This window comes from Pseudomonas sp. FSL W5-0203 (assembly GCF_001896155.1).
In the GTDB taxonomy this organism is placed as follows: domain Bacteria; phylum Pseudomonadota; class Gammaproteobacteria; order Pseudomonadales; family Pseudomonadaceae; genus Aquipseudomonas; species Aquipseudomonas paracarnis.
The window spans coordinates 60,820-73,216 of the sequence record NZ_MPOR01000028.1; the positions used below are offsets into that span (position 1 = coordinate 60,820).

The 12,397-nt window shown below is 60.7% G+C and carries 11 protein-coding genes and 1 pseudogene; 2 read left to right on the forward strand and 10 right to left on the reverse strand.

Translation table 11 applies throughout. The annotated features are described in order from the left end of the window. Nucleotides 1–204: 204 nt before the first annotated feature. On the reverse strand, nucleotides 205–414 hold the full coding sequence (locus BOP96_RS21515; RefSeq protein WP_002554837.1) for a cold-shock protein: 210 nt from the start codon (nucleotides 412–414) through the stop codon (nucleotides 205–207). 388 nt (nucleotides 415–802) lie between these two features. Here BOP96_RS21515 and dcd point away from each other — a divergent pair, with 388 nt between their 5' ends. Both dcd and BOP96_RS21525 read left to right on the forward strand, forming a co-directional pair. Beyond that, nucleotides 803–1,369, forward strand: coding sequence for a dCTP deaminase (dcd, locus tag BOP96_RS21520; RefSeq protein WP_003189215.1), 567 nt, complete (start codon nucleotides 803–805; stop codon nucleotides 1,367–1,369). A gap of 108 nt (nucleotides 1,370–1,477) precedes the next feature. Further along, nucleotides 1,478–1,675: a hypothetical protein gene (locus BOP96_RS21525; RefSeq protein ID WP_005785769.1), complete on the forward strand. Its 198-nt coding sequence runs from the start codon at nucleotides 1,478–1,480 to the stop codon at nucleotides 1,673–1,675. 21 nt (nucleotides 1,676–1,696) lie between these two features. On the opposite strand, the gene pdeM is transcribed toward BOP96_RS21525, so the two are convergent. The 9 genes and pseudogenes from pdeM to BOP96_RS21570 form a co-directional block, all read right to left on the reverse strand. Next, nucleotides 1,697–2,347 (reverse strand): ligase-associated DNA damage response endonuclease PdeM, encoded by a 651-nt coding sequence (gene pdeM, locus BOP96_RS21530; RefSeq protein ID WP_019817854.1) that lies wholly within the window; start codon nucleotides 2,345–2,347, stop codon nucleotides 1,697–1,699. After that, a complete protein-coding gene (locus BOP96_RS21535; protein WP_032903245.1) occupies nucleotides 2,347–4,827 on the reverse strand; it encodes a ligase-associated DNA damage response DEXH box helicase in 2,481 nt (826 codons plus the stop codon). The genes pdeM and BOP96_RS21535 overlap by 1 nt, the downstream gene beginning before the upstream one ends. 158 nt (nucleotides 4,828–4,985) lie before the next feature. Next, a complete protein-coding gene (locus tag BOP96_RS21540; protein WP_014717251.1) occupies nucleotides 4,986–5,750 on the reverse strand; it encodes an ABC transporter ATP-binding protein in 765 nt (254 codons plus the stop codon). 13 nt (nucleotides 5,751–5,763) lie between these two features. Then, nucleotides 5,764–6,882 (reverse strand): succinylglutamate desuccinylase/aspartoacylase family protein, encoded by a 1,119-nt coding sequence (locus BOP96_RS21545; protein WP_073453978.1) that lies wholly within the window; start codon nucleotides 6,880–6,882, stop codon nucleotides 5,764–5,766. Between the two features lie 9 nt (nucleotides 6,883–6,891). Next, the gene (locus tag BOP96_RS21550) at nucleotides 6,892–7,602 is read right to left on the reverse strand and encodes an ABC transporter permease (RefSeq protein ID WP_003189226.1); all 711 of its coding nucleotides are present in this window, start codon (nucleotides 7,600–7,602) and stop codon (nucleotides 6,892–6,894) included. Then, nucleotides 7,599–8,327 (reverse strand): ABC transporter permease, encoded by a 729-nt coding sequence (locus BOP96_RS21555; RefSeq protein WP_014717254.1) that lies wholly within the window; start codon nucleotides 8,325–8,327, stop codon nucleotides 7,599–7,601. Before BOP96_RS21555 ends, BOP96_RS21550 begins: the two co-directional genes overlap by 4 nt. Before the next feature lie 57 nt (nucleotides 8,328–8,384). Then, nucleotides 8,385–9,164: a transporter substrate-binding domain-containing protein gene (locus BOP96_RS21560; protein ID WP_014717255.1), complete on the reverse strand. Its 780-nt coding sequence runs from the start codon at nucleotides 9,162–9,164 to the stop codon at nucleotides 8,385–8,387. A gap of 224 nt (nucleotides 9,165–9,388) precedes the next feature. After that, a complete protein-coding gene (locus BOP96_RS21565) occupies nucleotides 9,389–11,023 on the reverse strand; it encodes an ATP-dependent DNA ligase (protein WP_073453980.1) in 1,635 nt (544 codons plus the stop codon). Beyond that, nucleotides 11,020–12,023: pseudogene (locus tag BOP96_RS21570) on the reverse strand (ligase-associated DNA damage response exonuclease). The gene BOP96_RS21565 and the pseudogene BOP96_RS21570 overlap by 4 nt, the downstream one beginning before the upstream one ends. Nucleotides 12,024–12,397 lie beyond the last annotated feature (374 nt).

Genomic DNA, 12,397 nt, shown 5'->3' on the forward strand with positions numbered 1-12,397 from the left:
ATTGGTAGGGCAGCGATGACAAAACGCCCGATGCATGTGAATGCATCGGGCGTTTTGCTGTGCCCTGATCGTTCCTATGCTCTGCGTGGGAATGCAGCTCTGGACGCTCGGCGTCCCAAAGCGCGACGCCGAGCGTCACAAACGATCAGGCATAAAAAAACCCCGCTTTTAAGGGCGGGGTTTTTTCGACTAAGTCAGTACAAGTTAGATAACTTGAACTTCTTCAGCTTGCATGCCTTTCTGACCGCGGGTAGCGATGAAAGAAACCTGTTGGCCTTCTTTCAGGCTTTTGAAGCCGTCGGATTGGATAGCTTTGAAGTGAACGAACAGGTCGTCACCGGATTGTGGAGTGATGAAGCCGAAGCCTTTTTCATCGTTGAACCACTTAACGGTACCAGTTTGGCGATTAGACATGGTGTATCTCCTTGGACAAAGTTAACTGCGACTCAGGAAAAGCCCTGGCCGAGACTGAGTGCAAAGAGCAGGAAAAATTCTTGGAGATGGTTGGATCGAAATTCAACATATCGTGTAGAGATTCTCAGTGACACAAGCAGCACAGTGGCGCCACCTTAACCCTTTTTCCGGAACGTGCCAATGGTATTTCCGAAGGTTTCTCTATTTTCGTGACTGGCGGTGGTATTTACAGTCATTGGCGCCTGCCGTCCGGGTCCCGGCCACGCTCGCTATGGCTTATAACCGGCCGTGCATTGATCAAGAAAACCCGTACGGCCTTTGAACCCCAACGCCGGCCCCGGTAAGATGGCCCACAGATTTTTTTCGCCTCGCTATTCAGGACACCGCCATGAGCATCAAATCGGACAAGTGGATTCGCCGCATGGCGCAGGAACACGGCATGATCGAGCCGTTCGTCGAACGTCAGATTCGTGGCGAAGGCGACGAGCGCGTGATTTCGTACGGTGTTTCCAGCTATGGCTACGACGTGCGTTGCGCCGATGAATTCAAGGTGTTCACCAACATCAATTCGGCGATCGTCGATCCAAAGAACTTCGACGAAAAGAGCTTCGTCGACGTCAAGAGCGACGTGTGCATCATCCCGCCCAACTCTTTCGCCCTGGCGCGCACCGTGGAATTCTTCCGTATTCCGCGCGACGTGTTGACCATCTGCCTGGGTAAAAGCACCTATGCCCGCTGCGGCATTATCGTCAACGTCACACCGCTCGAGCCGGAGTGGGAAGGCCACGTGACCCTGGAATTCTCCAACACTACCACCTTGCCGGCGAAAATCTACGCCAACGAAGGCGTGGCACAGATGCTGTTCCTGCAGTCCGATGAGGCCTGTGAAGTGTCCTACAAGGACCGTGCGGGCAAGTATCAGGGCCAACGCGGCGTCACTCTCCCACGCGCTTGATCGAAAGCGCCTACGAGTAAAGGGAATTTGTCTGCAGAAAGTGACTCTATCTAGGTGTACTGCTTCGGCGCGTGTGAAACGCGCCGGGCCATACTTGAGGAGTACCTTATGAAGATCGACCCGCGAATCAGCGCAGAACTCGCCCGGCTTGAACCCAACCAGATTGGTGTTCTGGCCTGGTCCTTGATGGCCAACCCCGCGCACGCGGGGGGCATCCCTGGTCAACCCGAACCTGATTACCCACAGCCTACCGAACCGGGTGAGCCGACCTTACCGGACGAGCCGCCACCCGCGCCCGTTGCCTGATCCCTGAGCAGGCCTTATCGATCATTGAATCGGCCAGACCTGGTGATCGCCGATCACATAGATTCGGCGGTCTGGGGCCTGCTCCACGGCATAGCCCCCTGTAAACGCGCCAAAGGCTGGCAGCAGGCTTACCCGCCCGCCGACTTGGAAGCACGGCAGGCGTAGCCGTTGGCGCCCTTTACCGCGCAGGTGGTACACAGGATGCACATGCCCCGCCAGTACATGATGGCTGGCATGGGCGTCGGGTTCATGTTGCAAGGCGAAAGGGCCCATCAGCAGAGGCTCCGCGACCACGTCGATGCCCAAGTCCAGTGGTGGGTCGCCGGCACGTTTGTCGTGATTGCCGCGAATCAAGATCAAGGCCAGTGTGCGATTGCGCTCACGCCAGGCCCGGATTGCGTTCAGGGTGCCGCTGGCGTGAGAGCCGGGGCCGTGCAGGAAATCGCCGAGAAAGATCAACTGTTCGCAGGGTAGGGCCGATAACAGCCTGTCCAGGCCTTCCAGGTTGGCCGTAGTCGTGCCCTGTGGCACCGGCTGCCCCAGGCTGCGATAGGCCGACGCCTTGCCAAAATGCGCGTCGGCGATCAGTAAACATTTACGCGCGGGCCAGTACACAGCTTTCTCCGGCAATAGCCATAGCTCTTCACCTTCTAGCGTCAGTGGGTAATGCATCAGCCTTGCCCTTTGTCGGCGACTTTTTCCAGGTCCTTGACCATCCGCGCGATGCGCTCCGAGAGTTTTTCCGAGCTCATGCTTTCGCGCATCCGTTCTACCAGCAGCGGAAAGGCCAGGGGCGTGGGCCGCTGGATCCTGTGCAGGTCCAGCTTCAGCGTCGACAGATGATTCAGCGTCTGTTCCAGTCGGCGAATATCCAGCTCGTCCCGCAGAACTTCTTCTCCTGCCTGGGCCAGCAGCAGATTTTGTGGGTCATATTGCTTGAACACTTCAAAGAACAAACCACTGGAAGCCTGCACTTGTCGCGTGCTTTTTGGCGCGCCGGGATACCCGGCAAATACCAGCCCGGCGATTCGCGCAATCTCGCGAAAGCGGCGCAGGGCCAGTTCGCCGGCATTGAGGCTGGCGACCACATCCGCCAGCAGGCCTTGGGGGCTCAGCAACCTTGTATTCAACAACTGGGGCCACTGCACCTCGGTGGCGCTCAACAGCTCCAGGCCATAATCATTCACCGCAATCGAAAAGGTCAGCGGCTGCTGCTGGCTGACCCGCCATGCCAGCAAACTGGCTAGGCCCAGGTGTACCTGGCGGCCAGCGAATGGGTACAGAAACAGGTGCCAGCCCTCTCGCGACCGCAGGGTTTCAGCCAGCAAATGCTCGCGGGTCGGCAGCCCGGACCAGCGCAATTGGGTATGCAGCAACGGTTGCACCGCCTTCATCTCTGGGCCGTCGAAGTGCCCATGCGCGGCGGCATCAAAACGCTCGACCACCGCCTGGGCCAGTTCGTTGGAAAGGGGCATGCGCCCGCCATTCCAGCGTGGCACGGCGGCTTTTTTCGCGTTGCTGCGGCGTACGTAAGCGGTCATGTTTTCCACGCGCACCAATTCCAGCAACCGCCCCGCGAACAAAAATCCATCCCCCGGCTTGAGCCTTGCAATAAAGCCTTCCTCGACACTGCCCAGGTTCTTGCCGCCGCCGCCTTTGCTCCAGAACTTGAGCTGGATGCTGGCGTCACTGACGATGGTGCCCACGCTCATGCGGTGGCGGCGTGCCAGGCGGGCATCCGGAACGCGCCAGATGCCGTGCTCATCGGGCTCCACCCGGCGGTAATCCGGATAAGCGGTGAGTGACAGGCCACCATGGCGCACAAACCCCAGGGCCCAGGCCCAGTCCGCTTCGGTGAGGTCGCGATAGGCCCAGGCGCCGCGCACTTCGTCCAACAGTGCCGCCGGAGTAAACCCGCCACCCAAGGCCATGCTGACCAAGTGTTGGACCAGTACATCCAGCGGCTTGTACGGTGATTCCCGCGCTTCGATGCGCCGTTGGGCGATCGCATCCTGGGCGGCTGCGGCTTCCACCAGCTCCAGGCTGTGGGTGGGCACCAGCGTTACCCGTGAGGGCCGCCCTGGCGCGTGGCCGGAGCGCCCGGCGCGTTGCATCAGCCGTGCTACGCCCTTGGCGGAGCCGATTTGCAGCACCCGTTCCACCGGCAGGAAGTCAACGCCCAGGTCGAGGCTGGAAGTGCACACCACTGCCTTGAGCTGTCCATCTTTCAACGCTCGCTCCACCCAGTCCCGGGTCTCTCGCGATAACGAACCGTGGTGCAGGGCAATCAAGCCGGCCCAGTCCGGACGAGCGCCCAGAATCGCCTGGTACCAGATCTCGGATTGCGCGCGGGTGTTGGTAAACACCAGGCAACTGCTGCTGGCCTCTACCTCGGCGACCACTTGCGGCAACATCTTCAAGCCGATATGCCCGGCCCAGGGAAAGCGCTCGGTGACGGGCGGCAGCAAGGTGTCGACCTTCAGTGCCTTGGCCGTTTGCCCCTGTACATTGATGCCGCCGCCCTGTGGGACCAGTACTTCCAAGGCGTGGGCCTGATTACCCAGCGTCGCGGAAATACCCCACACCATCAACTCAGGATGCCAGCGCCGCAAGCGTGCCAGTGCCAGTTGCAACTGCACGCCACGCTTATTGCCGATCAGTTCGTGCCATTCATCCACGATGACCATGCGCAGGTGCGCCAGGCTGGTTTCACTGTCGGCACGGGCCAGCATCAGGGTCAGGCTTTCCGGGGTGGTGACCAGGGCGGTGGGCTGGCGGCGGGTCTGGCGTGCGCGTTCGCTGCTGCTGGTATCGCCGGTGCGCAGGCCCACGCTCCAGGGAATGTGCAGGGCCTCCAGCGGTGCTTGCAGGGCGCGTGCGGAGTCGGCGGCCAGGGCGCGCATCGGCGTGATCCACAGGACGGTCAGCGGCTGGGCAGGCGGTTTGCGCTTGCTTGTAGCGGGCGGGCGGGTAATGGCGAAACGGTTGAGTGCGGCAAACCACAAGGCATAGGTTTTACCCGCCCCCGTGCTGGCATGCAGTAACCCCGACTGGCCGGCCTTGACCGCGGCCCATACCTCTTTCTGAAAGGCGAATGGCTTCCAGCCTTGGGTGGCAAACCATTGCTTGGCGAAGTCGTGGGTTTTTGCCATGCGGCAGCGGACGCTCTGGAGGGGTTAGTTCAAAGACCCTTCAAGCAGTGCCGACGTTCCAACTGTAGGAGCGGGCTTGCCCGCGAACAAAGCCCAGGCGCCGCGTTTAATCTGGAGGCCCGCGTTATCGTTGACGATTTTGGCGAGCAAGCTCGCGCCTACTTCAAATTGCCACTCAGAAACTGCTGCAGGCGTTCGCTTTTCGGATTGCCCAGCACATCCTCCGGCAAGCCCTGCTCCTCCACCAGACCCTGGTGCAGGAACAGCACCTGGCTTGAAACCTTGCGCGCAAAGCTCATCTCGTGGGTCACCATGATCATGGTGCGGCCTTCTTCGGCCAGGCCCTGGATCACCTTCAACACTTCGCCCACCAACTCCGGGTCCAGCGCCGACGTGGGTTCATCGAACAGCATCACCTCCGGCTCCATGGCCAGGGCGCGGGCGATGGCGACACGCTGCTGCTGGCCGCCGGAGAGGAATGCCGGGTATTGATCAGCCACCCGCGCCGGCAGCCCGACTTTGTCCAGGTAGCGGCGGGCACGGTCTTCGGCGTCCTTCTTGCTGCAACCCAGCACGCGGCGGGGGGCCATGGTGATGTTTTCCAGCACGCTCATGTGGCTCCACAAGTTGAAGTGCTGGAACACCATCGCCAGCCGTGTGCGCAAGCGTTGCAGCTCGGCGTCGTCAGCCACCCTCATGCCCTGGCGATCGCTGACCATGCGGATCGCTTGGCCGTCCAGGGTCATGGCGCCATCGTTGGGGGTTTCCAAAAAGTTGATACAGCGCAGGAAGGTACTCTTGCCTGAGCCACTGGCGCCGATCAGGCTGATCACATCACCGGTCTTGGCCTTGAGCGACACACCTTTGAGCACTTGATTGTCGCCATAGCTTTTGTGCAGGCCTTCAACGGTCAGTTTGTACATGGGGCATGCATCCTCAAGGCGAAAGTAGATAACCGCTGCGGTAGGCCTGTGTGCCGGCGACATGGCAGATCACCATGCCGGCCGTGGCCATGCGGCGTAGCGAACGGGCGTAAAGCAGCCCGGCGTGCTGGCAGTGCACAGGCGTTACGCGGTCTGTAATGGGGTCGATGATGTCGGCGACCCATTGCCCGGCCTCCAGGTATTGGCCTGGCAGGGCGTTGAATACCAGCAAGCCACCCACCGCCGTGGTCACCGGCTCCACCGCCGCCAACGGCGTAGCCGGGTAGGCCAGGGCAGGCAAGGGGGCTGCATTGCCGCGAATGGCGCCGAAGTGGATCAAATAATCAATGATGGCCTGGCAGTCCAGCGCGGCGAGGCCGTGGTTGACATCGCCCTGGCCACGCAGCTCGACGGTCACCGACAAGCTGCCCATGGGGATCGGGTAGCGTTCGCCGAAGCGTTGCTGCAACTGCCACCACACCAGGGTGAAACACTCATCAAAAGACTGCCCGCCGGAATCGGTGGCCAACAGGTTGGCCTGCGAACCCAGGTAGCGCGCCAACGGCTCTACCTGTGGCCAGGCTTCGGGCGTGGTGTACAGGTGCGTCACGGCTTCGAAGTCGCAATGCAGGTCCAGCACCACGTCGGCATCACAGGCCAGGCGTTGCAGCACCAGGCGTTGGGAGTGCAACTGGGTCTGGGCGGTGTGCGCGGCCAGGGCGTGGGACAGTGCGCTGCGGATCAATTGGGCATTGCGCTGGGGATCATCGCCCAGCAGGTCTTCGACCTGGTTACCGACGTCTTCGCTGAGATCGACGAACAGGCGATTGAAGTTCTGCCCGCTTTCCAGTTCGTAGCGGCCCAAGGGGATATCCATCAATACCTGTTCCAGGCCCACCGGGTTGGCGACGGGCACCAGCACGATTTCGCTACGCAAGCGCCCGGCCGTTTCAAGTTCTGCCAGGCGCGCCTTCAGATGCCAGGCCACCAGCATGCCTGGCAATTCATCGGCATGCAGGGAGGACTGGATGTACACCTTGCCTTCGGGCTGCTGCGGGCCGAAGTGAAAACTGTGGATCTGCCGCGCCGTGCCGGGCACCGGCGCGATCAAGTCATGTAGCTGGTGGCGCATGCAAACTCCTTAGTGGCTCGGCCCGAGAAAGGCCAGCCAACGGCGTTCCGCCAGGCGAAACAGGCCGACCAGGGCAAAGGTCACCGTCAGATAGATCAGTGCGGCAATGCCAAATGACTGGAAGGTCATGAAGGTGGCGGAGTTGGCATCCCGCGCCACTTTGAGGATGTCCGGGATCGTCGCGGTAAAGGCCACGGTGGTCGAGTGCAGCATCAGGATCACCTCGTTGCTGTAGTAGGGCAACGAGCGTCGCAACGCAGAAGGCATGATCACGTAGGCGTACAGCTTCCAGCCGCTTAGGCCATAAGCCTTGGCCGCCTCGACTTCGCCGTGGGCCATGCTGCGGATCGCCCCGGCGAAAATCTCGGTGGTGTAGGCGCAGGTGTTGAGGGCGAAGGCGAGGAGGGTGCAGTTCATCGCATCGCGAAAGAACGCATCCAGCACCGGTTGTGCTCGTACAGCGGCAAGGCTGTAGATGCCGGTGTAGCAGATCAGCAGTTGGATATAGAGCGGCGTGCCACGAAACAGGTAGGTGTAGAACTGCACGGGCCAACGCACCAGGCGCTTGCGCGAAACGCGGGCGATGGACAGCGGGATCGACACCAGAAAACCGATGACCAGTGAGGCGCTGAGCAGCCACAAGGTCATGGCCAGACCGGTGATGTGCTGGCCGTCGCTATAAAGAAAGGGGCGCCAGTATTCCTGCAATAGCTCGATCATCGCACGGCCTCCCGGGCGCCTGCGGAGTAGCGACGTTCAAGTCGGCGCAAGACAAAGTTGGAGGCGCTGGTGATCAACAGGTAGATCAGCGCCGCCAGCACCAGGAAATAAAACAGTTGATAGGTGCTCTTGCCAGCGTCCTGGGCGGCTTTTACCAAGTCTGCGAGGCCGATGATCGACACCAGTGCGGTGGCCTTGAGCATCACCATCCAGTTATTGCCGATGCCCGGCAGCGCAAAGCGCATCATCTGCGGGAAGGTCACGTAGCGAAACCGCTGCCCGCGCTTGAGCCCGTAAGCGGTGGCGGCTTCGAGTTGGCCGCGGGGCACGGCGAGGATCGCACCGCGAAAGGTTTCGGTGAAATACGCACCGTAGATAAAGCCCAGGGTGATCACCCCGGCGCTGAACGGGTCGATCTCGATGTATTCCCATTCCATAAAGTCGGTAAAGCCACTGAGCCAGGTTTGCAGGCTGTAGAAAATCAACAGCATCAGCACCAGGTCCGGTACCCCGCGAATCAGGGTGGTGTAGAGCTGGGCGGGGATACGCACAATGGCCAGGCTGGACAATTTGGCGCTGGCGCCGAGCAGGCCCAGCACTACGCTGACGGCCAGGGACAGCACCGACAACTTGATGGTCATCCAGGTGCCTTGCAGCAACAGCGGGCCGAAACCCTTCAGGCTGAATGCGCTCAGCCCGAGGGTTTGCAACAGATCTTCGAACATAAATCAGGACCTATGGCGATAAAAAAGCGCCCCACCCGAAGCAGGGCGCCCCAGGCATTATTTGCCGCTGTACAGGTTCAGATCGCCAAAGTGTTTCTTCTGGATAGTGGCGTAGGTGCCATCATCGTGTAACGCTTTGATACCTTTATCCAAAAGCGCCTTGAGTTCAGTGTTACCTTTTTTGATACCGATGGCGGTTTTCGACGGCAGCAGCGGGTCGTCGATAGCGGCGCTCACTTCATAGCCAGCACCGGCGGGCGACTTGAGAAAGCCCAGTTCGGCTTGCAGCATGTCCTGCACGGAAGCGTCGAGGCGCCCGGAGGTCAGGTCGGCGTACACCTGGTCCTGGTTGGCGTAAGCCTTGGTGGTCACCCCGGCTTTATCCAGTACGGCCTTGGCGTAGGCTTCCTGGATGGTGCCTTGCTCATAACCCACGGATTTGCCCTTGAGAGATTCTGGCGTCGAATAGCCAGCGCCTTTCTTGAACACCAGCGAAGTCGGGCCGGAGAACAGCTCGGAGGAGAAGTCGATGGCCTTCTCGCGCACTGGAGTCACGGTCATCGACGAAATCACGCCATCGAATTTATTGGCTTTCAGGCCCGGGATCATGCCGTCGAAGTCACTTTCGACCCACTTGCACTTGACCTTCAGCTCTGCGCAGATCGCATTGCCCAGATCGATATCGAAGCCCACCAGGCTGCCGTCGGCGGCCTTGGATTCGAACGGTGCGTAGGAAGGGTCGACACCAAAACGCAATTCCTTGTATTCCTTGGCTGTAGCAACACCAGCAGCCATGCACAGAGCCAGTGCAGAAAGGGTCAGCAATGCTTTTTTCATTAGGTAATCCCTGGAAACCAAGATAAGCGCTTGTGGCGCGATTAGGACTGTTACTGAACGGTGTCAGACCCACCACAAGTAGCAATTTCTGCACCATAGTTCCGGATGGGCTTTTTAAACGGTGGGGTAAGGCAGTTCCAAGTGTAGGCGGTGCCCAAAAATGGGCATGGAATTTCCAGTGCACCATTCTGGATCTTTCATTTATCAAGAAGGTGGGAGGTGGATCAGGCCAACAGGTCTTGTAGCGTGGCCAGGTTGTCCGCTTCCTCCACCGCCTTGTCCTGGCGCCAGCGCAGCATCCGCGGAAACCGCACCGCAATCCCGCTCTTGTGCCGCTTGGACAGAGCAATCCCTTCAAAACCCAGCTCAAACACCATGCTCGGCGTCACGCTGCTGACCGGGCCGAACTTCTCCACTGTGGTTTTGCGCACAATGGCGTCGACCTTGCGCATTTCCTCGTCGGTCAGCCCGGAATACGCCTTGGCGAACGGCACCAGAGTGCGCTCGCTGCCTGGCGGGCCGTCCCATACCGCGAAGGTGTAGTCGCTGTAGAGGCTGGCGCGCCGGCCATGGCCGCGCTGGGCGTAGATCAACACGGCGTCGACGCTGAAGGGGTCGACCTTCCACTTCCACCACAGGCCCATGTCCTTGGTGCGGCCCACGCCGTAGAGGCCGTTGCGATCCTTGAGCATCATGCCTTCCACGCCCAGGCTGCGAGAGGCGTCGCGCTGCTCGGCCAAGGCTGCCCAGGTCTTGCCTTCCAGCAAGGGCGAGGGCAATAACACCGGTTGGTTGCACGCAGCGATGACCTGTTCCAATTGGGTACGGCGTTCGGCTTGGGTGTAGTTGCGCCAGTCGTCGCCCTGATACTCCAGCAGGTCGTACGCGAGCACCGCCACTGGCGCATCCTCAAGAACTTTTTTACTCAAGGTTTTACGGCCAATGCGCTGTTGCAGCAGCGCGAAGGGTTGCACCGAGTCTTTCCACACCACGATTTCGCCATCAATCACCGTACCATCGGGCAGGCCACTGACCAGGCTGTGGAGTTCAGGGAAACGTTCAGTCAGCAACTCTTCCCCGCGAGACCAGACCCACAGGCGGCCCTCGCGCTTGACCAGTTGTGCGCGAATGCCATCAAACTTCCATTCCACCTGCCAATCGGCGGGTGAACCGAGCAGGGTGTCGAATTGCTCCACCGGTTGCGCCAGCCCGTGAGCCAGAAAAAACGGATAGGGTTGCCCGCCACGTTGCGCGTGCTCGTCGGATGATTCGGCGGCAATCAGCTTGAGGTAGCCTTCGGCTGTGGGACGGTTCGACAAATCGGTGTAGCCCACCAACCGCTGCGCCACGCGCTTGCTGTCGAGGTCGGCCATGGCAGCGAGGGCGCGGGTCACCAGCAGTTTGGATACGCCCACCCGAAAGCTGCCGGTGATCAACTTGATGCACACCATCAGGCTCGGTTGGTCCAGTTGCGCCCACAGCGCCGGCAGCCGGTCTTTCAGGTCCAAGGGGGGCAGACCGCGCAGGGGCAGCAGTTTTTCTTCCAGCCACACGGCCAGGCCGTCTTCGGATGTGTAGGTGGATTCTGGCAGGAGCAGTGAGATCGTCTCGGCCAGGTCACCTACGGACTGGTAGCTCTCTTCGAACAGCCAGGGTTCGATGCCGGCCGCTTCGGTGGCCATGTCCCGTAGCAGGCGCGTCGGCACCAGTTGCCGTGGCCTCCCGCCGCTGAGAAAGTACACCGCCCAGGCCGCATCGGCTGGCGGCGCCTGCAGGAAGTAGGCTTGCAGAGCCGCAAGCTTGGCATTGCTGGAAGTGGTGGCGTCGAGGTTGGCGTACAGCTCGGCGAAGGCTTTCATGCAGTAGCCTCTTCTTCGTCATCGCCGTATTCGGTGCTGAAGCCTTGGGCATCCAAGCCCTTTTCCCGCAGGTGACGCACCAACACACCGACCGAACCATGGGTGACCATTACCCGTTGTGCGCCGGTTTGTTCGATGGCCCACAACAAGCCGGGCCAATCGGCGTGGTCCGAGAGCACGAAGCCACGGTCCACACCGCGTCGCCGTCTGGTACCACGCAAGCGCATCCAGCCGCTGGCGAAGGCGTCGCTGTAGTCGCCAAAGCGGCGCATCCAGGTACTGCCTCCGGCGGAGGGCGGGGCGATGATCAGGGCTTGGCGCAGCAGTGGGTCGGTCTTTTTGAAGTCGCCGGCATACAGGGTCTCGGGGATGTAGATGCCCGCTTCGCGGTACACCCGGTTCAACGGCTCGACCGCGCCGTGGCTGAGGATCGGGCCGATGCTGGCGTCCAGCCCATGGAGAATGCGTTGGGCCTTGCCGAAGGAATAACAGAACAACACGCTGGCTTTGCCGCTGGCGATATTGGCCTTCCACCAGTCATTGATCCCGGTAAAAACTGCGCCTGAGGCTGCCAGCGGTAAATCGGCAGCCCGAATGTGGATTCGGTGATAAAGGTGTGGCAGCGCACCGGTTCGAAGGGTGCGCAGGTGCCATCGGGCTCGACCTTATAGTCGCCGGACGCCACCCAGACCTCGCCCTGGTATTCCAGGCGCACCTGGGCCGAGCCCAGAACATGCCCGGCTGGATGAAAACTCAAGGTCACGCCGTGATGCACCAACCGTTCGCCGTAGGCCAGGGTTTGCAGGTTGATGTCCTGGCCCAGGCGCCAGCGCAGGATACCTTCGCCGGGGGCGGCGGCCAGGTAGTGTTGATTGCCGGTGCGGGCGTGGTCGCCGTGGGCGTGGGTGATGACTGCACGTTCTACTGGGCGCCAGGGGTCGATGTAAAAATCACCGGCAGGGCAGTAGAGGCCTTCGGGGCGGGCGATGACAAGGTCCATGGGGGTGCCGGTGCGGTGGGCTTGTTAGTTATGAGGCGGGGCTGGGTGCAGAAGTTCTATCTGAATGCAGGTAGTACAAAGGTGGGAGTTGGCTTGCCTGCGATGACGGTCTGAAAGCCGACACCTATCTACCTGACACCCGACGATCCAACTGTGGGAGCTGGCTTGCCTGCGAAGGCGGCCTGACAGCCGAAGCTGTTATCTGTGTACATATCCATTTCTGCGGTAACGGCCACTTAGGGTTCCGCTTTTACAGCGGGTCACTTTTGGAAAAGAGCCCCAAAAGTAACCAAAAAGGCTCTTGCCCCACCACTCGGCACCTCGCTTGGGCTCGGTGTGCCCGTAATCCGCCAGTGATTTGGGGGGCCGCCGCC

Coding starts and splice junctions, on each gene's coding strand:
- BOP96_RS21535 (WP_032903245.1), bottom strand. CDS start 4,827: ATGGCAAAAACCCACGACTTCGCCAAGCAATGGTTTGCCACCCAAGGC.
- dcd (WP_003189215.1), top strand. CDS start 803: ATGAGCATCAAATCGGACAAGTGGATTCGCCGCATGGCGCAGGAACAC.
- BOP96_RS21525 (WP_005785769.1), top strand. CDS start 1,478: ATGAAGATCGACCCGCGAATCAGCGCAGAACTCGCCCGGCTTGAACCC.
- BOP96_RS21550 (WP_003189226.1), bottom strand. CDS start 7,602: ATGATCGAGCTATTGCAGGAATACTGGCGCCCCTTTCTTTATAGCGAC.
- pdeM (WP_019817854.1), bottom strand. CDS start 2,347: ATGCATTACCCACTGACGCTAGAAGGTGAAGAGCTATGGCTATTGCCG.
- BOP96_RS21565 (WP_073453980.1), bottom strand. CDS start 11,023: ATGAAAGCCTTCGCCGAGCTGTACGCCAACCTCGACGCCACCACTTCC.
- BOP96_RS21560 (WP_014717255.1), bottom strand. CDS start 9,164: ATGAAAAAAGCATTGCTGACCCTTTCTGCACTGGCTCTGTGCATGGCT.
- BOP96_RS21555 (WP_014717254.1), bottom strand. CDS start 8,327: ATGTTCGAAGATCTGTTGCAAACCCTCGGGCTGAGCGCATTCAGCCTG.
- BOP96_RS21545 (WP_073453978.1), bottom strand. CDS start 6,882: ATGCGCCACCAGCTACATGACTTGATCGCGCCGGTGCCCGGCACGGCG.
- BOP96_RS21515 (WP_002554837.1), bottom strand. CDS start 414: ATGTCTAATCGCCAAACTGGTACCGTTAAGTGGTTCAACGATGAAAAA.
- BOP96_RS21540 (WP_014717251.1), bottom strand. CDS start 5,750: ATGTACAAACTGACCGTTGAAGGCCTGCACAAAAGCTATGGCGACAAT.